Genomic DNA, 25,050 nt, shown 5'->3' with positions numbered 1-25,050 from the left:
CGGCAGCGGTTACTGGCTACAACAACATCGTCTTGGCAGAAGGCGCATCGGATTAGTTAGAAGGAATTTAGGTTGAAGGGGAGCTAGAAGATGGTTTGGCCAGTTAACCAGGCTAGTACACATCCTCCAGGAAGCGGCGCGATTTGCGGAGCTGCTTGAGGTAGTCAGCGGCATAGTCCTCGCCCTGGCCGCTTTCTTGGCTAATGACGGTGAGCAGAGCGCGCTGCACATCGGCGGCCATGCGGTTTTTGTCGCCGCACACGTAGAAATAGGCGCCGTTTTCGAGTTGGGCAAAGAGGCGGCGGCTTTGCTGAAGCAAGCGGTGCTGGATGTACACTTTCTCTTCCTGGTCGCGGGAAAAGGCAACATCAAGATGACTGAGCGTGCCGCGCTTGTGGTGCTGCTGCCACTCCGTTTGGTAGAGGAAGTCGGTGGTGAAGTGAGGGTTGCCAAACACCAGCCAGTTTTGGCCCGAGGCACCTGTTTCAGCCCGCTCCTCCACAAATGCCCGGAAAGGCGCAATGCCAGTGCCGGCTCCCACCATAATAATGTCGGCGCTCGTGTCCTGCGGGAGCTTGAAGTACTCGTTTCGGTCTACCCATACGCGGGCCGTGTCACCAACATGGAGGCCGTCGGCCTGGTAACTGGAGCAGGCACCCTGCTTGGCGCGGCCGTTGCTGTGGTAGCGCACTGCCCCCACCGTAAGATGTACTTCCTCAGGATGAGCCAGCAGGGAACTAGCAATGGAGTACGCCCGGGCGGGCAACGGCCGCAATACTGCCGCCAGCTGTTGCCCCGACAGCGCCACCGGAAACTCCATCATCAAGTCGGCAACGTCGCGGCCGTAGAGGTAGGCGGGTAGCGCGGCTTTGTTGGTCAGAATTTCCCGCAGTTTTGGGTGTTGTGGGGCCACAGCGGCGTAGCGCTCCAGCACGTCGCGGGTAACTACCGAGAGTTCGAGGCGCTCCGTAAGCGCCGTGCCCAGCTCCAATTCAGTGGTTTCGAGGCGGACGGGGGCGGTTGCCTCCAGACGAGCCGCATCCAGCACCTCCTGCACCAGGCCGGGGCGGTTGTGGGGCTGCACCATGAGGGCGTCGCCGGCTTCGTACTGAATGCCGGAATCGGCCAGTGAGAATTCCAGATGATAGGTTTCCTTGCTGGAGCCGCGGCCATTAAGCTGAATCTTTTCCAGCAGCTCAGCCTCAAACGGGTTACGGCTGCTGTATTCCAGCCGCTCAGCCAGTTGCACCTCATTGCCTAGGTCGGGATGCAAGGCAAACTGCTTTACCTGCGCCGTGACTACGCTAGCTGCAATGGGCGAGGCGACTTTAGGGGTTTGCTCTGCCAGCAGGCCTAGTACCTGCTCGGCCCACTGGCGGGCTTCAGTTTCAAATTCCACGTCGCAATCCACGCGTTCTGCCAAGCGCTTACCACCCAATTCTGCTAGGCGCTGATCGAACTCAAACCCCGTTTGGCAGAACTGCAAGTAGCTTTTGTCGCCGAGGGCCAGTACGGCATAGCGTAGCTCGGGCAGCTTGGGGGCGCGGTTGCTAAGCAGAAACTGGTGGAGCTCCTCGGCCGCAATGGGTGGGTCGCCCTCGCCCTGGGTGCTCACAATCACCAACAGTTGCTGCTCGGCTTTAAGCTCCTTGGTAGGGTAGTCGTTCATGTCGCGCACGGTGGCCACCAGGCCGCGCTGACGGGCAGCTTCCGCTACAATACCGGCCGCTTTCTTGCTGTTGCCGGTTTGAGAGCCATATAGAATGGTCAGGCTAGGTGCCGCAGAAGGGGAAACCGCCGAGGCCGCCGCCGTGGCTGTAGGCGCGGTTTCAGTGCCCACACGGCCGTAGAGGTAGCCGCTCAGCCAAAGCAACTGCTGGTCGGTGAGGCCCGCCGTCAGCTGCTGCAGCGTCGCTTCATCCAAGCCGATAGGAAGAGTGGGAGAAGGGAAGGACATGATGAAGAGTGGAATGGCTGTGTGGTGGCGGATAGCGAATCAGAAATCAGGCAACTTCAGCGTAGGAAGTAGGAGCAGCAGTAGCAAAAGCCGCTGGAACCAGTGCCTGGGCTAGGCTAGCGGAGGAAGCAAGCCGGGCTACTTCCCCAATAATGATGATGGCCGGTGCCCCAATGCCAGCTGCCGCCGCACGAGCAGGTAGCTCAGTTACTGCACCGGTTACTAGTTGGGCATGGGGTAGCGTGCCGTTTTGCACAATGGCGGCCGGCGTATTGGCGTGCCCGTGCTGGCTGAACACCGCCACAATCTGCTCCAGCTCGCTAAGTCCCATCAGTATCACGGCCGTAGCGCTCGATTTGGCAGCTTCAGTTACGCTGCCCGAAAGCTCGCCGCTGGCAGTGGTGGCGGTAATCACCCGAAAACCTTCGCTCAGGCCCCGGTGCGTAACCGGAATGCCTACGCTGCCCGCGGCGGCTACCGCACTGCTGATGCCGGGCACATAGTCGGTGCTAAGGCCGTGGGCTTCGGCGTACAGCATCTCCTCGCGGCCCCGCCCAAACACGAAGGGGTCGCCGCCCTTTAGGCGCACCACATGGCCGTAGCGGTGGGCGTGTGTCACAATCAGGCGGTTAATTTCGTCCTGTGAGTGGCTTCGCATGCCTCGGCGCTTACCCACGGGCACCAGTACGGCTTCGGGGCGGGCGTGCGCAAGCAATGCTTGATTGGCCAGGGCATCAAAAAGAATGACGTCCGCTTCCGCCAGCACCCGCGCCCCCTTAAGCGTAAGAAGCTCTGGGTCGCCGGGGCCGGCACCAAGAACCGTAAGACGAGGCAGTTTGGACAAGGACATGGCTAGGGCGTAGGTTAGAAGAGCCGGAAAACGGGCGGTCATCTCAAGCTTGCCGAGACATCGCACGTGCTGACGTTGCAGCGGTAATCAGACATCAGCATGCGAGGTGTCTCGGCAAGCTTGAGATGACGGTTTGTTGGATAAATGGGCGCGTGTTGGCTGCCAGGCTCAGGTTTCTACTAGATAGAAAATGCAACTGGCGGGCCTACGGGCAGGGTGAAGTACTCGGCATTGGCTGCTTCCACTAAGCCTGCAGCTACTGTGTCGCCGGTCAGCTCGTCAACTAGGATGAAAGAGCCAGAAGCACGGTTTTCCAGGTAGTTGTCGATAGCCAGGGGCACGGCCGTTTTTAGCCGCACCCGCACAATGTCGTTGAGCTGGGCCGAGTCGGTGGCCGCGCGGGCGAAGGTGTGCACGTTCACCTTGTAGAGGATGGCCGGAATGGCCGCCTTCACGAGGGCCGAGTGGTGCTGCACCAGCAGCTTGCGGCCGGGCCACAATGGCTGCTCGCTCATCCAGCATAGCGTGGCTTCCAGCTCGCGGGTAAGGGTAGGCTGCTCGGCGAGCGGCACAATAGAGTCGCCGCGGCTTACGTCCACGTCGTCGCTCAGGCGAATAACTACGGCCTGCGGCGCCGAAGCCGATTCTACTTCCTGCTGGTTTACTTCAATGGCTTCAATTGCTGACTCCAGGCCTGAGGGCAGCACCTTTACCCGGTCGCCGCGGCGGTACTGCCCGCTCCGGATCTGACCGGCGTACCCACGGTAGTCAGGCAGCTCAGCCGTTTGAGGCCGTATGACATACTGCACCTGAAAGCGTGGGGCCGCCTGAGTTTCGGTGGCGCCGGGCACACGTTCTAGGTGTTCCAGCAGGCTAGGCCCAGTGTACCAAAGCAGATGCTCGGACCTCTTCACTACATTATCGCCGTTGAGGGCGCTTAGCGGAATGGCCGTGGCGGCCGGCAGGTTGAAGTGGTTGGTGAGCTCGGCATAGTCGGTGGCAATCTTGGCAAACACCTCCTCGCTGTAGCCTACCAGGTCCATTTTGTTCACGGCCAGCACAAAGTGCCGGATGCCGAGCAGCGCGGCAATCAGGGTGTGGCGGCGGGTCTGTTCAATCACGCCCTGGCGGGCATCTACCAGCACAATAGCCAGATCAGCATTGCTGGCGCCCGTTACCATGTTGCGGGTGTACTGCACGTGGCCGGGGGCATCGGTGATGATGAACTTGCGGCGGGGGGTAGTGAAGTATTTGTAGGCTACATCAATGGTAATGCCCTGTTCGCGCTCCGCTCGGAGGCCGTCCGTCAGCAAGGCCAGATCCACGGTGCCATTCGCGGCCTGCCGCTTTTCCAGCGCCGCCAGAATGTCCAGCGACACAGATTCAGAATCATATAGCAAGCGGCCGATAAGCGTGCTTTTGCCGTCGTCAACGCTACCGCAGGTAATAAATCGGAGAAGGTCCATTACAAATGGTGAAATTGTGAGGTTGTGAACTTGTGAGTTGGTTGGGCCAGTGAAGCGTGAGTACAGTTCACCACTTCACCTTTCACAACTTCACCACTTAGAAATAGCCGTTGCGTTTGCGGTCTTCCATGCCGGCTTCCGAGATGTTGTCGTCGAGGCGGGTGGCGCCCCGCTCGCTTACTTTGGCCAGCAGCAGGTCCTGGATGATGTCCTCGACGGTGCTGGCGTCGCTTTCCACAGCGGCCGTGCAGGTAGAGTCGCCCACGGTGCGGAAGCGCACTTGCCGGGTCACAATTTCATCGTCGTCATCGAGGCGCAGGTGTTCCGAGAGGCCGAGCAGCTGGCCCGTAGGGAGTACCACGCAGGTGCGCTCGTGGCCGAAGTAGATGTCGGGCAGGGCAATGTTTTCGCGCTGGATATAGCGCCACACGTCCAGCTCCGTCCAGTTGGAGATGGGGAACACGCGCACGTTTTCGCCCTTCTGGATGCGGCCATTGTACACATTCCAGAGCTCGGGGCGCTGGCGCTTGGGGTCCCACTGGCCAAACTCATCTCGCACGGAGAAAATGCGCTCCTTGGCGCGGGCCTTTTCCTCGTCGCGGCGGGCCCCACCAATGCAGGCGTCAAACTCAAACTCCTCAATTACCTCCAGAAGCGTGTAGGTCTGGAGCTGGTTGCGGCTGGGGTACTTGCCGCCTGGCTCGCGTAGGCGCTGCCGCTTTATAGTATCCTCCACCTTGCGCACAATGAGTTTCTCGCCCAACTCGGCGGCTAGCTGGTCGCGGTAAGCTAGTACCTCGGGAAAGTTGTGGCCGGTATCTACGTGCACCAGCGGGAAGGGAAAACGGCCCGGGCGGAAAGCTTTTTCCGCGAGGCGCGTCAGCACAATGGAGTCTTTGCCACCCGAAAACAGCAGGGCTGGGCGCTCAAACTGGCCGGCCACTTCCCGCAGGATGTGGATGGCTTCCGCTTCAAGCCGGTCGAGATAATCAAAAGTTGGGGTACTCATATAGTCGGGTGTTCAGTGTTGATGTTGGGCGCTCAACAGGAAGTGCCAAGCTTACCTCTAGCCGGCCGGGACGGGCTCCACTACCGGATCGGGGCCATTATGGTGGGCGGTGGCATGTAGGCCGCATTCCTTAGCCGAAAGGTCTTCCCACCACCAGCGGCCGGCCCGGAAATCCTCGCCGGGCCTGATGGCGCGGGTGCAAGGGGCACAGCCAATGCTTACAAAGCCCTGTTGGTGCAGCGTGTTCACGGGCACATGGTGCTCTTGGGTAAAGGCCACGGCCTGCTCCCAGGTCCAGTCGAAGAGCGGGTGGATTTTTACGAGGTTATGCGCCGCGTCCCACTCCAGCGGGTCCATGGTTTGCCGGTTCTGCGACTGCTCGGCGCGGATGCCAGTGACCCAGGCTGCTTTACCCGCTAGCGCCCGGTTCAGGGGCTCCACTTTCCGGATAAAGCAGCACTCCTTGCGGTTGTCCACGCTTTCATAGAAGCTGTTGGGGCCTTTGGTAAGCATCAACTGCTCCACGCTTTCCCGCTCCGGATAAAATACCGCAATGGGCTGCTCGTACTTGAGCAGGGTCTTGTTCCAGACGGAGTATGTCTCCTGAAAATTACGCCCAGTGTCAAGCGTGAATACCTGAATGGGGAGGTGATTAGCGAAAATAAAGTGGCTGATGATCTGGTCTTCTAGGCCGAAGGAGGTCGAGAAAACGGCCTGCTCGGGGAAGGTTTCAGCCACGAGGCGTAGCCGCTCCAGGGCAGTAGCCTGAATCAGCCGGGGGCGCAGGTCGTCGAGCAAGGCGCGAACGGCCGGCGCAGCATCTGCTGCGGACATAGCAAGAAGGGGAGGGGAAACCAGCCAGCGCGGGGCGGAGGTTTCGGTCAGGAATGACCCTAGGCGGAGCTGCGGCCACGTAGTTGGTACGGCACACTAGCTTTCGGCCGGGCGAAAAAGCCGGGCGTACGCACGAAGTCAGCCTACACGTAGCACCGTGTCAGCCGAGCTGTTGCGCGCACAAACCAGAAAAAAGAAGGAGGTGAGTGGCTAACAACAACACGGCATACCCATCATAGCACAACACCCATGCTGTAGAGCAAAGGCAGTGGCGGATAGAGTAGCGGAGTTGGACAAGCGGTTCACGGCTAGTTGTTTTTATATGGTCAGGAGTTGGCACCGTTTCGGATGGTCCGCTGGTTGCCGGCGTTTCGTCGAGCCTGTCTCTCCGCGCCTCTGTATAAAAACAATCCTTTGTGGGGAAAGAATTGGTATGGCAAAAGTAGCTGCCGGAATTTTACACTTCCAAATTTTATTTTTTCAACAGGTGCATATTTTCTAGCAATGCACCCGTGTTCTTGTCCTCTGGGCAGCCGCCGCAACAGAAGCAGAACACTAGAAAAGTTACACTGCTACAGATGGATGATTAAGCGAAAGCTACTAGGTGTTCTTCTGCCGTAAACCTGCATGAAATACACTTTTGAGTAAGCTATTGGCCAGCCCAGAATAAGAAGCGGTTTGCCCGTTACATAGGCCTAGTAACTTCGCCCCACATAAGTATTGTGCAATTAGCGTTTCGGCTGAAAACGAGCCTGTAACTTGCTTAAAAATACGTTGGCCTCGGGGGCAGAATTTGTGACGAGTAGCAGGGCAGCGTACACTATCGTGAGGGTGGCAGAGCGCAAAAGCATAGTCAGGAAGGGAGAGCCTAGCGCCGGAATTAGCCAGCCAGCCAGGCCTGCCGCGGCTGCAATTCCCAATATCAGCGGGATGCGCCACGTGAATGGTTGCATCCGGAAGCTGCGCCACACAAACCACGTGCGGGCCAGGTTGATGCTTACAATAGCGAGTAAAAATGCCACTGCCGCCCCCAGCAAACCTAGTATGGGAATCAGCAAGGCATTGAGCCCGATTGTAACGAGCGCCAGCGACACATTGAACACCAGGTCGTAGCGGTAGCGCGGGGAGGTAACTACAATTAGCCCATTGAGGCCCGTGATGCCATCAAACAGACGCGCCGCTAGCAGTACCAGCACGGCCGTAGTGCCAGCTGTTAGGGCGGGGTTGTGCATGAGGCCATAGATGAAGTCGAGGTTCAGGCCAATGCCCAGAGCAAGGTAGCAGCCCAGCACCGTGTTGAGACGGGTAGTGTCGCGGTAAAAAGCGGCCATTTTAGGCAGGGCCTGTTCTTTCCAGTAATCGGCTAGCAGCGGAAAGGCAATTTTGTTGAGCGAGCGAGCTGGCAGCGTGAGGGCTGTGCTGATGAAAAAGGCAATGCCGTACACACCAGCGGCCGCCAGATTCAGTTGGGAGCCCACCATAATGGTATCAATGTTCATGATGATGGTGCCCGAAATATTGGCTAACAGTGCAAACGCCCCAAAGCTCAGGATGCTGCGCAGCGGCTGCACTTGCAGTGCCGCCTTCGTAGGCCGCATATGCAACTCGCCAATGAACGCCAGGTAGCCCGTTAGCAGCAGCGCCGTGGCGCTCATTAGGCCAATATAGGCCAGCACGTAGCCGTGAAACGAGAGGTAGCCCAGCCCATACAGCACCGCCGCGCCCGCCTGCAATACCCGCAGCAGAATCTCTTGCACAAATGAGGAAAATGCCGTGTGGTAGAGCCCCTTCAGGTACGCATCCTGCAAGGAATATAGCATCACGAACAAGGCCAGCACGCCGGCCCACCCGTAGTAAGCGCCAATCAAGTCTTGGTCGGCCTCATAGAAGTTGAGTACCAGGGGTTTCCCTCCTAGGTACAGCAGCGTGACCAACCCAAAGCCCAGCAGCGGCACGCCCAGCAGCAGCGGCAAAAATCCTTGATGACCCGCTTCGCGGTTGCGGAAATACGGAAAAAATCGGATGCCAACACTGGCAAACCCCAGCGCCGAAAGCTGGGCGTAGATGGTGGCAATGGCTAGCAGCGTACCCGTGAGGCCTAGCTCCCGCGCTGATAAAAAGCGCGGGATAATGAAGGCCGTATTGACGAAGCCCAGTCCCAGCCCGATGTAGGAAATAGCCGTATTTCGCAGCCCCTGCCGCAGAACAATACCCAAGAGGTGAAAGATGAAGTGGTGAAATTGTGAAGTGGGGAGAAAATGGGTTTGACGCTCTAGCGGACCTAGTGTAATAGGCCCTTAGAAGGGCGTCTGTGGTAAATCAAGAATCCATCATCCCGACGATATCGTGGCCATTAACGAAAGCCACGGCGCGGCTGCGAAGGTACTCCATGATTTCGGCGAACTGGCGCGGGCCGGTTGTTTCGTTGGCGGGGTCGAAGTTCTCGTTGTGCCAGAGCACGGTGCACACGCCCCCAAACCGCTCAACTTCCTGCAGCATCGGTGTGAGAGCTGGTAGTATTTCTTCGGGCTGTAGCTGCAAGTAGCGGGGGTGGTGTAGCGTGGCATCCATTACGTTCAGCGGTATTTCCAGGAAAACGTAGGCTTCAGCGGCCGCAAAGTTGAATGGATGGAATGGCAAGCAATAGGAGTTGCGGAAGCCAAAATGCTCGGCAAACCCTAGCGTCGAATCATAGGCAGAAAACAACTCATCAACCAATGCAGGAGTAGCGCGCGGTTCCCAGCTTAAATAATGGAAACGCAGCCCTTGGCTTGGTTGCTCAAGTTGACGAATATGTGCAGCTTCATCTAAGAGCTGGTCCAATTGGTTCGAGGTTCCAAGGCTGCCATGAAGTGCTATTTCGGCCCCGACTTTCATTAATTCATTTACTGAATTGCTAATTCGATGGAAATGGTAATCTGCATTAGCTGTGCCTTTGGCGGCTTTTCGGTGCTCGGGCAAGAAAAAGAACGTGCTTTTGGCACCGTAACTGGCCACGATTTGCTGCACGTCGGCTAGGTTGTCCCAGGCATCGGGGGTAGTGAGGTGCCTCCATAACTGCCGCCCGAAGCCTAGCCAGTCGTGGCGGCGCAGGGAGGCTTTGGCGGGTTCTTTCCAGGCGCTGTACAGGTTGTCGATGTCGTGGGTGATGAAGGCGGCCCAGGTGGCCTCGTTGGTCCAGCGGCGCGGCAGCAAGCGTTGGCCCGTAACGTGCTCTACAGCTGTTTTCAGCACGTCAAAATAGTAATTCACCACCGGCACCGTCACGAAACCATAGCGGTGCTGCACGCTGGCCGCAAAGGGAAACCGACCGTGCTGGTCGCGCTCCTCCGAGTAGTATTCTTGCCAGCCGCTGAGCAGGTAAAAGGCAGCGGAGATGATGTCAGCCTGAATTATGGCACGCCCTTCTGGGAGTAGTTCTAGCAATGACTTCTCGGGCTCCGCATCAAAGAAAAACGGTACTTTTTGACCTAGCCACTCCCGCATGGTGGGGGACTGTGGATATGGGGCTGTTTCGTTGAAAAAAGTGCCGGCGCCATCAGTTATCCTGATTTGTAGCTCGTTCGGGCCATAGCCGATAGTAATAGCCGGCACGTTCTCGTAAGCCAGTCGAAAGTGACGAAGTACGTAGGCCAGCCGGGTCTCTGCCGGAACCGGAGCTATTGGCGTTAGGAAGGCAGGAACAGGCATGGCAGCAAGTATAGCAGATTTGCAGACGGCAATTCCGGCTGATGCTCACAAGCTTTCTGTAAAGAGCGCTGACCTGTATTAGGCTTGTTCAGTAAGCCACTCCTCGAGCAGGCGCAAAGTGCGTTGCTGGCTGTGGCCTTCGTCCGGGGTGCCCAAGGTAGCGTTGTAGTAAGCTGCACGTTGGTACAAATCGGTGGGCTTATGCTGGTGGTAGCCGCGCAGTAGCCCCGCAAGTTCCGCCAACGTGCGGGCATGTTCCACCAGCCCATGTGCCACGTAGCCGTAGTAATCAATGGCCATGCTGTGCTCACCAAAGCGGAAGTACATACTAGCCAGATTCAATAGGGTTGCTTCCAGATGGGTGCTCGTGTCGGCGGCAATCAAGGCATCGTGCTCCGTCAGAAACTCAAACACGTTTTGCTGGCGCGCATCGGAAAATAGTAGGCGGGGGTGCTGCGCCCTCAAAAATGAAAAGTCGCGCGGGTCGCCGGGGTGAGGGCGGAAGGTGAAGCGTAGGTCCGGAAATTCGTGCAGCAGATATTCAATAGTGTCGGCAATGGCCTGGGTTTCATCAAGGGCATTGCAGGCAATAGCAACCCGCTGCACGCGGGGCTGCTGGTTTTTGCGGGCCAGAAAGGCATCAGCTTTAGGCATGCCCACCAGTTCAGCTCGGCCCAACACCGGACCGCACTGACGGTATTTATCCAAGGAATCCTGGCCTTCGAGCAAGCTCAACTCAAAGCTCAGAGGTGGGAAAGCCGTACTGACGCTGGCGTGCTGCACATAGGCCGTGGGCACGCCGCAGGTGCGGGCCGCCAGCAGCAGCGCGCGGGAGTCGTCGTTGTGGTCGTTGGCGAAGATGACGGCCCGGGGCTTATACTGGCGCAACGCCCGGCAGTACACCTCGTAGTAGCCAATGGCGTTAAAAATCAGGTCGAAAAACCGCCAGGCCTTCCAGCCTTCTGTCCGCTTCAGGCCCATGTACACCCTAGGGAACTGCCCATAATACAGCAGCTTCCGGCGCAGAGAAAGTCGGTTTACTAGCCCGTTGTAGCGGCCAATCTGTTTGCTTTGGCCGGCTACCAGCACCGTGTCGGGTCGGGCTTCGTGGATGAAGTGCAGCGCGTCGTAGTTGTTCTGGCTCACCACATACAGCCACACCCGGCCCTGGAGTTGCTCGGGGTTGCGCACCTTCCGAAACATGTTGCCAACCAGCCGCAGGCCAGTATAGCCCGCCACCTTCGCTAGCCGTTTCCAGAGGCTCGCCGGCGAAATGGGTTCCAGCATATGGGCCGGCAGCGAGGCAAACAGGTCGGTGAAGCGCAGCTGCAGGATGTCGCGCAGGCGGGAAACGGCGGGAGAAGGCATGGAACAGAGAACTAGCGACGGGCCCGTTTGCTACAGCGCGTCCCAGGTGAGGGCCGTGCCGGCGCTCAGGTTCTGGCGTGCGGGTTTGCCTAGTAGCTGGTCGTAGTAGCGGGGTGGCAGGCCGTCGCCGGGGCGCACAACGCGCAGGTTCTCCTTGGTAAATATTTCGCCGGCCCGAATGTCCTGCGCTACATACAATGAGCGTTTGTACAGGCGACTTTTCTCCTCGGCCCGCTGCACGCCGTACTGCACGTGGCCCAGTGCCTGCCAGGCCCGCTCGGTTTCGGTAACCAACTGGGCTACTTCCTCGGGCTCCAGAGAAAAAGCCGAATCCACGCCGCCATCGGCGCGGCGCAAGGTTACATGCTTTTCTACCACGCAGGCACCTAGCGCCACGGCAGCCACCGCGGCTCCTACGCCCATGGTGTGGTCGGAGAGGCCCACCAACGCATCGGGGAAAAGCTGCTGAAAGTGCGGGAGGGTGCGCAGGTTGGTATTCTGAGGCGTGGCGGGGTACGTGCTGGTGCACTTCAGCAGGACTAGGTCGCGGCAACCGGCTTCGCGCAGCACCTGCACAGCTTCGGCCACCTCGGCCAGCGTACTAGCTCCTGTGCTCATGATAACCGGTTTGCCCGTAGCGGCCACGCGGCGCAGCAACGGCCAGTCGGTGTTCTCGAAGGAGGCAATTTTATACGCCGGTACGTCCAGCGTTTCCAGAAAGTCGACGGCAGTTTCATCGAAGGGCGAGCTGAAGGCTAGCATGCCGTGCTCCCGGGCGCGGTCAAACAGGGGTTTGTGCCACTCCCAGGGCGTGTGGGCCTCTTGGTAGAGCTCATGCAGTTCCCGGCCAAACCACAGGGAGTTGGGGTCGTCGATGCGGTAGGCCCCGGGCAGGGTCATGGTATCGGCGGTGTAAGTTTGGAGCTTGATGGCGTGGGCGCCGGCCGCGGCCATAGCATCTACAATGGCCAGGCCTCGGTTCAGGTCTTGGTTGTGGTTGCCGCTTAGCTCGGCAATAATGAACGGGGGCTGATCGGGGCCAATCAGGCGGGAGCCAATGGAGAACTGCATGGGGCAAAAATACGAACTGCGCCGTGGATACTCGCTAAACCGTGCCGTGGGCCTGCCACACAAAACTTAGCTGCCCCTCCGTGCCCGGCTCGCTAGGGTGCCGCTGAAAGCCAACTCGTTCAAAGGCCCGCACCGACGCCACGTTTGCCGCTTGCACATGCCCTAGTATCTGGCGCACGGCCGGAAAATATTCAGTTAGGCGCCGAGTGCCCGCCAGCAGCAGCAGCGGGGCCAATCCTTTGCCTCGGAAATGCGCATCCAGTAAATAGCTCAGCGTTGCCGATTCGCCTTCCACTGCAAACCGAATTAAGCCAGCCGGCCGGCCTGACGCCGCATCCTGGGCAAGCAGCAGCAATGAGTTAGGGTCGTGAAGGCGAGCCGCCAACCACTGCTCATGGTCGGAGGGCGCTACGGGATTGGGGTTGAAGGAATACTGCCGCACGGTTGGCTCGTTGGTCCAGGCTAGTAGCTGGTCAGAGTCAGCGGCGGTAACGGGGCGCAGGTAAAACGGAGCCGGCGGCAGCAGCAGCGCCCTGAATTCCTGCCGCAGCCGGGTTGGCGCTTGGCCATCGAACACGCGCCGCTGCTGCTCCCGCATACGGCTGGCGATGCGCTCGGCCTCGGGCGAGGTCAGTACATTAGCGGCGGCGGTAAAGGGCAGTGCCAGGCCAGTTTCGCGCAGGCTGCGGTCGATGTCTGCCTGATTATCCGCCACCCGAAGCAGGAAAAGCAAGCCGCCCCCTGCCGCCGCGTATTCATAGCTGACGGTGCTGGCCGAGCAGACTGCGGCTCCGCACTGCTGCATCAGGACCGCTAGCTCCGGGCCCGAGAGGTTGCGGTGTAGCAGGAGCCTAGGCTGCTCTTCGGCCCAGGCGCTCAGGCTTTCCCAGCCCCGGTAGGCGCTGCCTACCACCGCGTGCACCTGCCGGATGGAAGGCAAGGCCAGCAGTTCAGCCGCTACGCGTTGCGTTTGGTGGGTGGGGTCGGCGCCGCCCAGGCACACTAATACGGTATCGGGGCGGGGGGCCGACATGGGAGCGTCAGCAGCGCGAAACGCGGCTCGCAGCGGGGCAAACGCTGGTCCGCTCAACAGGATAGCGCCGGGCTGGCGCAGCTCATACTGGCGGGAAGTAAGGCAGCCGGCCGGGTTCAGTACTAGGTCGGCGGCGAGCGGAAACCCGTGCAAATCATCTATATATACCAACCGGGCTACGGCTCCGCGCACGGTATTCTGGTAATCATACCGAAAATCGTAGCCATCTAGCACCAGCACATCACTAGGCCGGAGCTCCTGCCTAACCAACGCCGCTGCTTCCTCTGGCAACGGTTGGTTGGGTAGCTCCCGTACCTCTAGCCCAGCTGCCGAAAGCTGCTGCACCAGCGCCGCATCTGGCTCCCGAATTAGGAATATTTGCTCTATAAAATCGGGCCGCAGGATTTCGGCTAGCGCCACTAGCCGCATAACATGGCCCAACCCGATTCGGGAGTTGCCATCGGCCCGCAGCAGGAGGCGCGGCGCAGGTGCAGTACTCGGAATAGGATGAGAAGGCGCTGATGTTTCCATGGCCCGAAAGTAGAAACTCGCGCCCGAATCAGCAGGTCAGGGCCCGTAAATCAGATTTTCTTTTGCTCAATGTGGGCATTCAGCGCCACTAACTCGGGGTGCTGATCAAGTAGATAAATCAGTTCATCCGCAGAAAGCGTGGCTGCCTGATGGTCTTCAATCAGAGTTTTGATAAGCGCAAAATCTTCGGGCGTATCCACCGTAAGGCGGTAATTGCTGCGGTCGGTGGCACGGCGAATATGTTGAATTTCAACCTGGCCCGAGCGGTTTTGGTTGAGGTAAGGTGTCACGTGTTCCCGGTCGCTGGGCAGGGTAGCGTGCTGGTGCGCTTCCTCGAGTAGCTCCCGCGAAAACACCTCGAAATCAAACCCCCTGGGAAAGGTTCTTTCCAATACGTTGGAGAGGTAGAGGCGCGGATTATTGGCCGACACGTACTGCTGCACCGCTTCCGCAATAAGCCGCCCATCCAGCAAGGGGCAGTCGGAGGTTACGCGCACAAGTACGTCTAGCTCATGCTCGTGGGCGCACTGCTGAAAGCGGGCTAGCACGTCATCTTCCGAGCCGCGGGTGTAAGGTATATTATGCTCCCGAGCGTAGTCTGCTAACGGGTTGTCGGTGCTGTTCTCCGTAATGGCCAGGTAAATAGGCAAGCTGCTCCATGCCAACCGGGCCAGGTGGTAATCCAGCAGCGGCCGCCCCGCCGCTTCGCGCAGGACTTTGCCCGGTAGGCGCGTGTTCGTGAGGCGTGCCTGGGAAATGATGCCGACTTTTTTCAAGAATACTATAAGTTGAAGCAGCGCCAGAAGTTGACTTCGAGCGTGGTTGTTGAATTAGTTGGCCGTGAATTCCTGGATGCAGCTAACCACATAGTCCTGCTCTTCGTCGGTGAGGCTTGGGAACAGCGGAATGCTAAGGCAATGGGCGTAGTAGGTTTCAGCCAGCGGAAAGTCGCCGGGTTGCCAGCCTAACTCCTGGTAGTAGGGCATGGTATGCACCGGAATGTAGTGCACCTGGGCAAAAATCTGCTTCTCGCGCAGGAAATCATACAAGCCTTTGCGGTCCGCTATCTGAATCACATATAGGTGATAGGCATGGCCGGCAGCTGGCAGAAGCGTGCGTACGCCCGGCATGCCAGCAAAGGCCGCATCGTAGCGGGCTGCTAGCTCCCGACGGCGTGCGAGCCCTTCGTCGGCGCGGGTAAGCTGGCTGATACCCAGCGCGCACAGCATGTCGGGCATGCGGTAATTGTAGCCGAGCTCCTGCATTTCCATGTACCAGCCACCCTCGTTTTTGTGCAGTTGGGCAGGGTCTTTCGTGATGCCGTGGGTGCGCAGGCGCAGCAGATGCTCGTAGAGGTCAGCGCGGTTGGTGGTAATCATGCCGCCTTCGCCGGTAGCAATGTGCTTCACGGGGTGAAAGCTGAAGATGGCCAGCTCCGCAAACTTCCCATTGCCGCAGCGCTGCTTCTGGCCCTGGCTATCGGTGAAAAAGCCGCCGGGGGCGTGGCAGGAGTCCTCAATAATCCAGAGGCCAAACTCATCGGCCAGTTGGCGGGCTTCTTCCAGATTTACGGGTAGCCCGGCAAAATCTACCGGAATCAGGCCCTGGAAATAACCTTTCGGATGGCTTTCCAACAACCGGCGCACCGCCTTCAGGTCAATCAGCGCGGTAGTAGGGTCGATATCAGCGAAATGCACCTCGCCCTCGCAATAGCGCACGCAGTTAGCCGAGGCCGAAAAGGTGATGGGCGTAGTGATAACGCGCTGGCCGGGCTGTACACCCAGCGCCAGGGCACACAAATGCAGCGCTGCCGTACCATTGGCCACCGCTACTGCATACTTGGCCCCCACATATGCCGCAAACTTCTCCTCAAACTCCGCCACTTTAGGCCCCTGCGTGAGGTAGTCGGAGTACAGAGTTTCCGTGACGGCCTGCACATCTTCGGGGGTTATTTGCTGGCGGCCGTAGGCGATGGGGCGGGTAGGGGTGAAGGCAGATACGCTCATGGTAGTTTCAAAGGTACAGCAGCCAAGGCAACATTAGAACACAACAACGGCCGCCTCCTATGGGAAGCGGCCGTTGAGCTTTACGTAGAAACACTCTTACGCTTCAAACGTTTCGTCGACGTGCAGGCGGATTTCCTTTCGAATCTGCTCGGCGGAAAGCCATTCAGTGTTATTGGAGGAGTCGTAGTAGAAGCCGGAGTCCACGCGTTTACCGTTGAAGTGCCGAATGAAGTCATCCACATCCCAGCGCGGGGTAAAGGGCAGAATCACGTAGTAGCGGTCCAGCTCCACAGTGCTCAGGGCATCGGTTTCGGTAATCATGGCCTCGTGCAGCTTCTCACCAGGCCGAATGCCCACAATCTCCTGGCGGCAGTCGGGGCCGATAGCTTTGGCTACTTCCGTGATTTTGTAGCTCGGAATCTTAGGCACGAAAATTTCGCCGCCCCAGCTGTGCTCCAGCGCATACAGCACCAGGTCCACGCCTTCCTCCAACGAGATATTGAAGCGCGTCATGTCGGGGTGCGTGATAGGGAGCACGCCCGAAGCGCGGCGCTGCAAGAAAAACGGCACTACAGAGCCGCGTGAGCCAATTACGTTGCCGTAGCGCACCACCGAAAAGCGCAGGTCGCGGGAGCCCTTCATGTTGTTGGCGGCCACAAACAGCTTATCAGAGCACAGCTTGGTGGCGCCGTACAGGTTGATGGGCGCGGCCGCTTTATCGGTGCTGAGGGCTACCACGTCCTTTACGCCGCAGTCGAGGGCGGCGTTAATCACGTTTTCGGCCCCGAAGATGTTGGTTTTGATGCACTCCATGGGGTTGTACTCGGCGGCCGGCACCTGCTTGAGGGCAGCGGCGTGTACAATCACATCAATGCCTTCGCAGGCCCGCTTCAGCCGCTCGCCGTCGCGCACATCGCCAATAAAGTAGCGAATGGCGGGGTATTTCGCGTTCGGAAATACCTGCGACATTTCGTACTGCTTGAGCTCGTCGCGGGAGTAAATCACGAGGCGCTTTACCTGCGGGAATTTCTCAAACACCGTTTGCACGAACTTCTTGCCGAACGAGCCAGTGCCGCCGGTTACCAGAATGGATTTATTGTTGAGGTCGAGGGCCATAAGGGGAAAGCAAAGCCAGCAACTGCGCCAGCCGGAGTAAGGGGAACAAAAGTATGCATTCCGCCGGGAGCTTGCGTAGTTTTGCCGATGTTCAGTTGGCAGTAGTGCGGCGCCGGTTATCAGTTTGTTTCCGGATGGGCTGCTGAGGCTGCCGCCTGGCAACGCACACCCTAGTTTCGTAGCAATGGATTTGGCAACTGGCACCGCCCACCTTTCACCTAACTCTCCCATTAAAGTTATCATCTGGGATTTAGATGATACGTTTTGGAAAGGCACGCTTTCGGAAGGCGCGGTGGAGGCCTTGGAAGAAAACCTGCAGCTCGTGCGCGACACGGCCGCGCGGGGCATAGTCCATACCATCGTTAGTAAAAATGATTTTGCACCCGCCGAGGCGAAGCTAATAGAGCTGGGCATCCGCGACCTGTTTGTGTTTCCCCAGATCAGCTGGCAACCCAAAGGCCCGATTATCAAGCAGCTGCTGGAGCAAATGCAACTGCGGGCGCCCAACGCGCTATTTTTGGATGATAACCCTATCAATAGGGCCGAAGCGCACTACTATAACCCCCAGCTGCAAGTAGCCGACCCCGCCGACCTCGTGTTACTAGCCCCTCAGCTGCGGCAAACCGGCAAGCCTGACCCTACGTTTTCGCGCTTGGAGCAATATAAGCTGTTGGAGCGCCAGCAGCAGGCCCGTACCCAATATGATGACAACCTGGCCTTTCTGCGCGATGCCCAGGTGCGCATTGAGTTCCGGGAAGGCGCCACTACGGTGCCCGATTTGGCTAGGGTGGAAGAACTAATCAACCGCTCTAATCAGCTCAATTTTACCAAACGCCGCGTCAGCCAAGAGGAGCTGGCCACCAGCTTCCAAGACCCAAAACTTCGCTGGGGCACGGTGCGTGTGCAAGACAATTTCGGCGACTACGGCTTGGTTGGGGTGTATTGCCTGAACCAAGCTACTAAGCAGCTAGAGCAGATGGTGTTTTCCTGCCGGATTCTGCACCTGGGTATTGAGCAGTTCACGTATGCCCACCTAGGCTTTCCGGAACTAACGGTACAAGGAGAAGTAGCCACCGAGCTTAACCACACCGAGCGCCCCGACTGGATTACGATAGAGCAGCGGACTACCCCCGCACCGACCGCCAACCCCTCGGGCAGCCGCCTGCGCGTGCTGCTGAAGGGCGGCTGCGACCTGGGCCAGCTCACGCCGTTTTTGCAGGCGTTTGCGCTGGACGTAACCGAGGAATTCAACTTTAATAATGAGCACCAGATTCCGGTGCATCTGGAACATACGGCGCTGCTGCGAGCCAGCAAGGAGTGGCCGGCGGCTGAGCAGCAACGTTTAGCTTCTCAGCTGCCTTTCCTAGGCCGCGAAGCCTTTGAAACCCAGCTCTGGAACGATGGCTACGACGTGCTGGTGTACAGTCCGCTGATGGATTATACCCAGGAGCTGTACCGCGAAAAAGCCACTGGCCTCGAAATACCCTTCGGTGGGTACCAAGATCTGACCACGGTGGAGCCAGCCGCCCAAGCTGCCAAGTATGCCCAGCGCCGCTTTCAGGGCCTGGATGAGGCCTTTCTGCGGCGGTTTCAGCAGGAGTTTGAGTGCCGGGGGCAGCTAGCGCCACCTAGGTTCCTAGACAACCTAAAGTGGTTGCGCGCTCAGGTGCCGGCTGCCGTGCCCATCTTTTTCCTGAATGGCAGTGAAGTTGAAGTGCCTGGTTCTGGTGAAAAAGGGGCAGTGCAGCGGCATCAGCTGATGAATAACGCGCTAGCTGACTTTGTAGCCTCGGCCGAAAACTGCTTTGTGCTGGATGTGCGCGAGTTTGTGCAAACGCCCGCCGACGTAACCAACAACCTGCGTCACTACCAGCGCCAGCACTACCGCACCTTGGCGCAGCGCCTCGCTGCCGCCATTAGCGAGTGGCACGGCCAGCAACTGGAACACTCTACCTGGACAGACCTGAAAGCGCGCGCGGCTAGCCTGGTGCCGGGCAAACTGCGCGGGCTATGGCAAAAGCTGTAGGTTAGGGCTGAATAAGCTTTGCAAGCTGCTCCGTGAGGGCGCGGCGGGAGTACCGTTCGTGCGCATTCCCCGCTAGGTCCAGATTGGGGCTAAAGTGCCACTGGCCTACCAACGACTCCAGCCGGACTAGCATAGCAGCGTAATCAGCGTAGGGAAGAGCCTGGCCCGCGCCACATTCGCGCAGTAGAACGTCTGCATCGGAGCCGGCCGGCCCGACGCACAGGATGGGCTTGCGGGCGGCCAGGTACTCGAAAACTTTGCCGGGCAAAATGCCCAGATTGTTGGCTACGTCCGGAATGGCCATGAGCAGCACCGTGCTCCGGAGCAGGTAGCCCACCGACTCATCGTGCGGCACGAAGGGAATAAACTCCGTCCGGTTCTGCAACCCGGCTGCCACCACTTGTTCCCGCAATCCATCGGATACTTTGCCCACGAAGCGCAGTCGTAGCGGCACGCGAGGGTGGCGTCGGGCGCACTCAGCACAGGCCGCTAGCAGCTGCTCAATGTGGTAGGTTTCAGAGATAGTGCCCGTGTGGGTAATAAGTAAGGCATCCGGAGGAGGCGCGCTCGGCTCCCGGAAATCAGCCTCATCATAACCATTCGGCAGCACATGAATTTTCTCGGCCACAATCCGCGCCGACTTTGCGCTGAACAGACGCTTGGTGCTGGGGCTGGTGACCAGCACGGCATCGGCCTGTTCCAGCACTTGGCGCTCGTAGCGCGCATCAAGCCAGCGAGCCGGTGGCGTATGGTTCAGCTCTTTATAGTAATAAATATCCGTCCAGGGGTCGCGCATATCGGCCAGCCAGCGCAGCCCGTAGCGGCGCTTTAGCTCCAGCCCAATCAGCTGCGTGGAGTGCGGCGGCGAGCTGGTTAGCACGGCGTCAAACTGCTCGCCGGCGGCTACTAGGTCGGCCACGGCTTGCAACACGTAACGGTTCCAGCCGCGCCGCGCATCAGGGATAAACACGTTGCCGCGCACAAACTTGAAGAGGCGCTGTACCAAGCTGGTTTTGCTTTCGCCCACAAAGCCGCCGTAGGGAACTTGCTTACCAGTCAGCTTCTTATAGCTATCAAAGGGCTCAAAGGTGCTGGTGCGCAACACCCGCACGTGGGGCGGTACATCGGCGGCCAAGGAGTGGTCGAGCACGGGGTAGGCGCCCTGCGCGGGGTCGACGGTAATAACGGTTGGCTCTACTCCAAACTGAGGCAGGTGCTTCACGAACTTGAGGCTGCGCTGCACGCCGGCCCCACCGGAGGGCGGCCAGTAGTAGGTAATGACAAGCAAACGAAGCGGACGAGCAGCAGACACGGGCAGAACGAGAGGGAATGAAACCGCGAAGGTACATAGCCGCGGCCTTTCGGGGTTTTCTGGTTACTTTTGAAGGCTGAACCCCCGAAGGCCTTCTGCCTTTCCCAGGCTCTCTTCCCGAGAGTGGGCTAGCTTCAGCAATTTCACGACAATCAGCGCAAATCTGCGACTCCATGTTCGATAATCTCAGTACCAAGCTTGATAAGGCCTTTAAAACCCTCAAAGGCCAGGGCAGCATCACCGAAATCAACGTTGCCGCCACGGTTAAGGAAATCCGCCGTGCTCTGGTGGATGCCGACGTTAACTACAAGGTAGCCAAAGAAGTAACCGACAAGATTAAAGATGAGGCCATGGGCCGCGACGTGCTTATTAGCGTGTCGCCGGGCCAGCTGATGACCAAAATCGTGTATGATGAGCTGACCCAGCTCATGGGCGGCGAAAAGCAGGATATCGTCATCAAAGGCGAGCCGGCTGTGGTGCTGCTTTCGGGTCTGCAGGGTTCGGGCAAAACCACATTTGCCGGTAAGCTGGCTAGCTACCTCAAAAAGCAAAACCGTACGGTACTGCTGGTAGCCTGCGACGTGTATCGTCCGGCCGCTATCGACCAGCTGAAAGTGTTGGGTGAGCAAGTAGGGGTAGAGGTGTACTCGGAGCCGGAGAATAAAAACCCGGTTCAGATTTCGCAGAACGCCATTGACTACGCCCGCAAAAACAACAAAAAGGTAGTCATCATCGACACCGCCGGCCGCCTAGCCGTGGACGAGCAGATGATGAACGAGATTGAGGCCGTAAAGCGCGCCATCAACCCCTCGGAAACCTTGTTCGTAGTTGACTCGATGACGGGTCAGGACGCCGTGAACACGGCCAAAACCTTCAACGACCGCCTGAACTTCGATGGCGTGGTACTCACCAAACTCGACGGTGACTCGCGCGGTGGTGCTGCCCTGTCCATTCGGGCCGTGGTAGAAAAGCCCATCAAGTTTATCTCGACGGGCGAGAAGATGGAGGCGCTGGATATGTTCTATCCAGACCGTATGGCCCAGCGTATCCTGGGCATGGGCGACGTAATCTCGCTGGTAGAACGTGCGCAGCAGCAGTTCGACGAGGAGGAAGCCAAGCGCATCAACCAGAAGATCCGCAAAAACCAGTTCAACTTCGACGACTTCCTCTCCCAACTGGAGCAGATCAAGAAGATGGGCAACCTGAAAGATCTGGTGGGCATGATCCCCGGCATGGGCAAAGCCATGAAAGACGTGGAAATCGACGACGACGCCTTTAAGCCGATTGAGGCCATTATCAAGAGCATGACGCCTAAGGAGCGCGCCCAGCCTGAACTGCTGAACGGCTCGCGCCGCCGCCGCCTTGCAAAAGGCTCCGGCACGGATATTCAGCAGGTAAACAACCTAATGAAGCAGTTTGAGGATATGCGTAAAGTAATGCGCACCATGAACAAAATGAGCTCCACCAAAGGCGGTATGCAGCAAATGGCTCGCATGATGGGCATGAAAGGCCCCCTGCGCTAGGCCCCAAAACGCCTCAAACCTCAAAGCCCGGATGCTTCTGCGTCCGGGCTTTTTTGTGCTCAGCCGGATCTAAAATGACGTCGGAAATAAACGTCATGCTGAGCGAAGCTAAAGCATCTAGCGCGCTGCCGTTTCAGGTGTAAACTGTCCTACATGCCTACATCAGACCGTCATTCCGAGCGCAGTTGAGGAATGACGGTCTGTAGGGAACTGAACGCTAGGATAGTTTGCTCCTGCAACCTCAGTTAAGCGAGTTGTCATGACAATCTCGACATGACATGTACTTTATAGACTTCAGCTTAAAGCAGAGCCTAGTAAACTGGCATGTGCTCAATTGCTGTTCGTTTTCTGCTACCCTTCTCGCTCAAATGGGTTGGCGGGTACTACCAGCAGCACGTTCTCGCGCTCTACTACCACCTGACCCGCAATGGCGCCTTTGGGCTTGCGCACAAACTTTTTGGGCGTGTAGGTGACGGGGCAGAGCGAGTCGTTTTTGCGGCGCGAGTACCAGGCAGCCAGCTGGGCGGCCCGCTCCAGCACAGGCGCCGGCACGGTTTGCCCGGGCTTCTGTCGAATAACCACGTGCGAGCCGGTTACATCTTTGGCATGCAGCCAGAGGTCATCTTTATGAGCGTAGCGCTGGGTGAGCAAGTCGTTGTTTTGGGCATTGCGGCCCACCAAAATAGTAAAGCCGCTATCCTCGAACACCTTAAACGGCAGCTCCTGGGCGGTGGCTTTGGCAGCGGCTGCGGGGTCGAGGCCGTGCTGCTTGCGCCATTGCCGGAAGCTTCGCAGGTCGTCGGGGGGTAGGGCGGCTAGTTCCTCCAGGCGCTCCAGGCACCAAAAAGCATCTGTTTCGCGGCGCTCGGCGCGGGCGCTTAGCTCCTTGGTTTCTACTTGCTGGTTTTTGGCTTTGCGGTAGAGGTTTTGGGCGGTGCGTTGGGGCGTTTCGGAGGGCTTGAGCTTGATGATGCGCGGCTGGTTATCTTGGTAGAAATCCACGACCTCCACCTGCGCGGCGCCGGCCGGAATCTGGCTCAGGTGGGCCATAATCAAGTCGGCCGTTTGGCGGTAGCCCACGGTGTGCTCCAGGTCGTGCAGGCGGCGCCGGGCATGCTGGGCACTAGTAGCGGCTTCGTCGGCGCGCTTTTCTAGCTGCTGCCTGATTTGCCGGACTTCTAGCTCGTAGGCGCGGCGGTTAAGCAGCATCGGCACAAACCGCCGAAGCGCCGCAATGGGGTCGTCAGCTGGCAGCGTGAATTCTACCTCGCCTACGGGCAGCAAACTCAAGCGCGTGCGGCCCTCCAGGCGCGTGATATAGAAGGCTTCCGGCTGCTCTAGGCGGTGCACTACCTCACGTACTAGTGCCCATTTTTGCTCCAAAGGGGCTGGGTCGTAGCCATGAGTGCGAAGGTAGGCCAAGGCCAGGTCGCCGAGGCTGGGATAGGCTTTAAGTGGGTTGGCCGGTAGCTCGGCAGGTGCTGCCGGGGGAGAAGAGGTTGCCGTTGCTGGTAGGGGTAGTAATTCCGCATCGGCGGTGTAGCGCTGGTGAAACAGCTCCGCCGCAGCGCCCGGTGCCGAACGAAAAATAGCGTTGGGTCGGGTGCTGTACAGCTTGAATACCAGGGTAGCGCCACTCCGAAAGCTAAACTGCAGCACCCGGTCGTTAGGCCAAGCGTTGGTTTGCGCTACTATCTGACCTAGTAAATCCGGAAGCAAGTCCACTGAATTCTGCCGGGCCCGATGAAACGATTCGGGCAGCGCCAGCAACGGGCCGGCCGCTGCTAGGTGTGCCTTTAGCCAGAGCTCGTGTTGCCCGTTTGTAAGCCCAATTACCAGCTCATCCTTCTCCTGCGAAAAGCACGTGGCTACGGTATAGCCGGCCAGCTGCTGCGTAAGGTCTGGCGCTAGTTGCCGCAGGAAATAGTGGTTGGTGTGCATTTACTTGACAACAGACTGACGGGCAATGCCGGCTTCTTCTAACTCCAATAGCTCAACTAGCAGGGGCCGGGATTTACTTACCTCAAACCAAAAGGGTAACGTAAACAAGGCCAGCCCGGAAATCAGCATGCCTAGGGGGATAAGCATCGCTTCTTTATTCGACGACCAACTGCTTAAGCTCATCAGTAAGCCGATGCTCACAAACGCAAGCCAGACGAGGTTGAAGGCCAAAACAAAATGCGACAACCGATGACACACCCGAACCACGCTGCATGTACCGTCTGGCTGCAGTGTCACCCAACCGGTGATCTGGGGAAGCCAGGAATTGCGGTAGCTAATATTACGTTGAAGTTTAAAAGTGTCCGTACTGGCGGAACCGCGAAAAAAAGCGGAGGGCTGCCCAATAAAAAGGCTTCGCCATGTAATAGGGTCGGCCAAATTATCCTGCAAGCGTTCCTGAATCTCGGTGGGGGACAGGGGCGAGTAAAACGCTTCGGTAATGCGGGGAAAGAAGAGCATCAGATTTTTATGCGTAACCCATCATACGCCAGCTTAATAAAGTCGGGCAGCTCCGCCTCGGTTTCGCGGTGGCGGCCCAGCTGGTGGCTAATATGCGTCAGATAGCCGCGGGTAGGAGCTAGGTCTTCCAGAATATGCACCGCCTCCCGCAGTGTGAAGTGCGAGATATGCTTTTCGTGACGCAAGGCGTTCAGCACAATCACTTCAGAGCCGCGCATCCGCTCCAAGGCCTCTGGGCTAAGGTAGTTGGCGTCCGTGAGGTAGGTAAAGTTGCCTACCCGAAAGCCTAGTACTGGTAGTTTGTAGTGCAGCGCCCGAATAGGCTGAAACTCGACGCCTTCCACCCAAAAACTATCGGTGTCGCTGGTAATGGCATGGGTTTGTACCTGCGGAATGCCCGGGTACTTGTTTTCGGAAAAGATGTAGTCGTACTCGCGCCGCAACTGGTCCAGCACCCGCTGCTCGGCATACACAGGCATATCCTGCTGTTGCCGGAAGTTATAGGCCCTGATGTCATCCAGCCCGCCCGTATGGTCTTTGTGCTCGTGCGTGAACACGAGGGCATCTAGGTGGTGGATGTGCTCGCGCAGTGCCTGCTGGCGAAAATCGGGGCCCGAATCGATGATGATGCTTTTGCCCTGCACCTGCAGGTGCACTGACACGCGCAGACGCTTGTCGCGGTAGTCCACCGACCGACAAACTATACACGAGCAGCCAATAACAGGCACGCCCTGCGATGTGCCCGTGCCCAGAAAGGTAATTTCCATAAAGGAGAGGGTCTTGGCATTTTAGGGTTTG

At 58.4% G+C, this 25,050-nt stretch carries 19 protein-coding genes and 1 riboswitch; of the genes, 2 read left to right on the top strand and 17 right to left on the bottom strand.

What is annotated here, in order from left to right; all coding sequences use genetic code 11:
* Nucleotides 1–112: 112 nt before the first annotated feature.
* From ACYVHC_RS14300 to pseB, 13 genes are all read right to left on the bottom strand, one after another.
* Entirely contained in the window at nt 113–1,957 is a 1,845-nt protein-coding gene (locus ACYVHC_RS14300; protein WP_460614437.1) for a diflavin oxidoreductase, read from the bottom strand.
* Between the two features lie 46 nt (nt 1,958–2,003).
* The gene (gene cobA, locus ACYVHC_RS14295; protein ID WP_460614436.1) at nt 2,004–2,807 is read right to left on the bottom strand and encodes a uroporphyrinogen-III C-methyltransferase; all 804 of its coding nucleotides are present in this window, start codon (nt 2,805–2,807) and stop codon (nt 2,004–2,006) included.
* Between the two features lie 179 nt (nt 2,808–2,986).
* Nucleotides 2,987–4,273 (bottom strand): sulfate adenylyltransferase subunit 1, encoded by a 1,287-nt coding sequence (locus ACYVHC_RS14290; protein ID WP_460614435.1) that lies wholly within the window; start codon nt 4,271–4,273, stop codon nt 2,987–2,989.
* Between the two features lie 97 nt (nt 4,274–4,370).
* Nucleotides 4,371–5,282 carry a sulfate adenylyltransferase subunit CysD gene (gene cysD, locus ACYVHC_RS14285; RefSeq protein WP_460614433.1) on the bottom strand — a complete coding sequence of 304 codons (912 nt, stop codon included), beginning with the start codon at nt 5,280–5,282 and terminating at the stop codon, nt 4,371–4,373.
* A gap of 57 nt (nt 5,283–5,339) precedes the next feature.
* Nucleotides 5,340–6,116 (bottom strand): phosphoadenosine phosphosulfate reductase family protein, encoded by a 777-nt coding sequence (locus tag ACYVHC_RS14280; RefSeq protein ID WP_460614432.1) that lies wholly within the window; start codon nt 6,114–6,116, stop codon nt 5,340–5,342.
* Nucleotides 6,117–6,431: 315 nt separating this feature from the next.
* Nucleotides 6,432–6,523: riboswitch (SAM riboswitch) on the bottom strand.
* Nucleotides 6,524–6,844: 321 nt separating this feature from the next.
* Entirely contained in the window at nt 6,845–8,332 is a 1,488-nt protein-coding gene (locus ACYVHC_RS14275; protein ID WP_460614431.1) for a lipopolysaccharide biosynthesis protein, read from the bottom strand.
* 103 nt (nt 8,333–8,435) lie between these two features.
* The gene (locus tag ACYVHC_RS14270) at nt 8,436–9,806 is read right to left on the bottom strand and encodes a polysaccharide deacetylase family protein (protein WP_460614430.1); all 1,371 of its coding nucleotides are present in this window, start codon (nt 9,804–9,806) and stop codon (nt 8,436–8,438) included.
* Nucleotides 9,807–9,884: 78 nt separating this feature from the next.
* Nucleotides 9,885–11,174: a hypothetical protein gene (locus ACYVHC_RS14265; protein WP_460614429.1), complete on the bottom strand. Its 1,290-nt coding sequence runs from the start codon at nt 11,172–11,174 to the stop codon at nt 9,885–9,887.
* A gap of 30 nt (nt 11,175–11,204) precedes the next feature.
* Nucleotides 11,205–12,245: a pseudaminic acid synthase gene (gene pseI, locus ACYVHC_RS14260; protein ID WP_460614428.1), complete on the bottom strand. Its 1,041-nt coding sequence runs from the start codon at nt 12,243–12,245 to the stop codon at nt 11,205–11,207.
* A 34-nt stretch (nt 12,246–12,279) separates the two neighbouring features.
* A complete protein-coding gene (pseG, locus tag ACYVHC_RS14255) occupies nt 12,280–13,809 on the bottom strand; it encodes a UDP-2,4-diacetamido-2,4,6-trideoxy-beta-L-altropyranose hydrolase (RefSeq protein WP_460614427.1) in 1,530 nt (509 codons plus the stop codon).
* A 50-nt stretch (nt 13,810–13,859) separates the two neighbouring features.
* Nucleotides 13,860–14,585 (bottom strand): cytidylyltransferase domain-containing protein, encoded by a 726-nt coding sequence (locus ACYVHC_RS14250; protein ID WP_460614426.1) that lies wholly within the window; start codon nt 14,583–14,585, stop codon nt 13,860–13,862.
* Nucleotides 14,586–14,639: 54 nt separating this feature from the next.
* Nucleotides 14,640–15,815 carry a PLP-dependent aminotransferase family protein gene (pseC, locus tag ACYVHC_RS14245; RefSeq protein WP_460614425.1) on the bottom strand — a complete coding sequence of 392 codons (1,176 nt, stop codon included), beginning with the start codon at nt 15,813–15,815 and terminating at the stop codon, nt 14,640–14,642.
* A 96-nt stretch (nt 15,816–15,911) separates the two neighbouring features.
* On the bottom strand, nt 15,912–16,931 hold the full coding sequence (gene pseB / locus ACYVHC_RS14240) for a UDP-N-acetylglucosamine 4,6-dehydratase (inverting) (RefSeq protein ID WP_460614424.1): 1,020 nt from the start codon (nt 16,929–16,931) through the stop codon (nt 15,912–15,914).
* Between the two features lie 184 nt (nt 16,932–17,115).
* Here pseB and ACYVHC_RS14235 point away from each other — a divergent pair, with 184 nt between their 5' ends.
* On the top strand, nt 17,116–18,957 hold the full coding sequence (locus tag ACYVHC_RS14235) for a hypothetical protein (RefSeq protein ID WP_460614423.1): 1,842 nt from the start codon (nt 17,116–17,118) through the stop codon (nt 18,955–18,957).
* Between the two features lies 1 nt (nt 18,958).
* Here ACYVHC_RS14235 and ACYVHC_RS14230 read toward each other — a convergent pair whose 3' ends face one another.
* Nucleotides 18,959–20,269: a glycosyltransferase family 4 protein gene (locus tag ACYVHC_RS14230; RefSeq protein ID WP_460614422.1), complete on the bottom strand. Its 1,311-nt coding sequence runs from the start codon at nt 20,267–20,269 to the stop codon at nt 18,959–18,961.
* A 173-nt stretch (nt 20,270–20,442) separates the two neighbouring features.
* On the opposite strand from ACYVHC_RS14230, the gene ffh reads away from it, so the two are divergent.
* Nucleotides 20,443–21,792, top strand: coding sequence for a signal recognition particle protein (gene ffh / locus ACYVHC_RS14225; RefSeq protein WP_460614421.1), 1,350 nt, complete (start codon nt 20,443–20,445; stop codon nt 21,790–21,792).
* Nucleotides 21,793–22,143: 351 nt separating this feature from the next.
* Here ffh and ACYVHC_RS14220 read toward each other — a convergent pair whose 3' ends face one another.
* The 3 genes from ACYVHC_RS14220 to ACYVHC_RS14210 are packed head-to-tail and all read right to left on the bottom strand — an operon-like array spanning nt 22,144 to nt 25,019.
* Complete coding sequence (locus ACYVHC_RS14220; protein ID WP_460614419.1) at nt 22,144–23,733, bottom strand: NFACT RNA binding domain-containing protein; 1,590 nt, start codon at nt 23,731–23,733, stop codon at nt 22,144–22,146.
* A complete protein-coding gene (locus tag ACYVHC_RS14215) occupies nt 23,734–24,252 on the bottom strand; it encodes a hypothetical protein (RefSeq protein WP_460614418.1) in 519 nt (172 codons plus the stop codon). It abuts the gene before it with no gap.
* Nucleotides 24,252–25,019: an MBL fold metallo-hydrolase gene (locus ACYVHC_RS14210; protein ID WP_460614417.1), complete on the bottom strand. Its 768-nt coding sequence runs from the start codon at nt 25,017–25,019 to the stop codon at nt 24,252–24,254. Before ACYVHC_RS14210 ends, ACYVHC_RS14215 begins: the two co-directional genes overlap by 1 nt.
* Nucleotides 25,020–25,050 lie beyond the last annotated feature (31 nt).

The organism is Hymenobacter seoulensis (genome assembly GCF_054780535.1).
This window is presented reverse-complemented; position numbering and strand designations above follow the sequence as displayed.

Excerpts from the sequence above, each read along its gene's own strand:
- ACYVHC_RS14290 (WP_460614435.1), bottom strand. The coding sequence starts at position 4,273 with ATGGACCTTCTCCGATTTATTACCTGCGGTAGCGTTGACGACGGCAAA.
- ACYVHC_RS14300 (WP_460614437.1), bottom strand. The coding sequence starts at position 1,957 with ATGTCCTTCCCTTCTCCCACTCTTCCTATCGGCTTGGATGAAGCGACG.
- pseI (WP_460614428.1), bottom strand. The coding sequence starts at position 12,245 with ATGCAGTTCTCCATTGGCTCCCGCCTGATTGGCCCCGATCAGCCCCCG.
- pseG (WP_460614427.1), bottom strand. The coding sequence starts at position 13,809 with ATGGAAACATCAGCGCCTTCTCATCCTATTCCGAGTACTGCACCTGCG.
- ACYVHC_RS14265 (WP_460614429.1), bottom strand. The coding sequence starts at position 11,174 with ATGCCTTCTCCCGCCGTTTCCCGCCTGCGCGACATCCTGCAGCTGCGC.
- ACYVHC_RS14270 (WP_460614430.1), bottom strand. The coding sequence starts at position 9,806 with ATGCCTGTTCCTGCCTTCCTAACGCCAATAGCTCCGGTTCCGGCAGAG.
- ffh (WP_460614421.1), top strand. The coding sequence starts at position 20,443 with ATGTTCGATAATCTCAGTACCAAGCTTGATAAGGCCTTTAAAACCCTC.
- ACYVHC_RS14280 (WP_460614432.1), bottom strand. The coding sequence starts at position 6,116 with ATGTCCGCAGCAGATGCTGCGCCGGCCGTTCGCGCCTTGCTCGACGAC.
- pseC (WP_460614425.1), bottom strand. The coding sequence starts at position 15,815 with ATGAGCGTATCTGCCTTCACCCCTACCCGCCCCATCGCCTACGGCCGC.
- pseB (WP_460614424.1), bottom strand. The coding sequence starts at position 16,931 with ATGGCCCTCGACCTCAACAATAAATCCATTCTGGTAACCGGCGGCACT.
- cobA (WP_460614436.1), bottom strand. The coding sequence starts at position 2,807 with ATGTCCTTGTCCAAACTGCCTCGTCTTACGGTTCTTGGTGCCGGCCCC.
- ACYVHC_RS14215 (WP_460614418.1), bottom strand. The coding sequence starts at position 24,252 with ATGCTCTTCTTTCCCCGCATTACCGAAGCGTTTTACTCGCCCCTGTCC.
- ACYVHC_RS14210 (WP_460614417.1), bottom strand. The coding sequence starts at position 25,019 with ATGGAAATTACCTTTCTGGGCACGGGCACATCGCAGGGCGTGCCTGTT.
- ACYVHC_RS14220 (WP_460614419.1), bottom strand. The coding sequence starts at position 23,733 with ATGCACACCAACCACTATTTCCTGCGGCAACTAGCGCCAGACCTTACG.
- cysD (WP_460614433.1), bottom strand. The coding sequence starts at position 5,282 with ATGAGTACCCCAACTTTTGATTATCTCGACCGGCTTGAAGCGGAAGCC.
- ACYVHC_RS14235 (WP_460614423.1), top strand. The coding sequence starts at position 17,116 with ATGGATTTGGCAACTGGCACCGCCCACCTTTCACCTAACTCTCCCATT.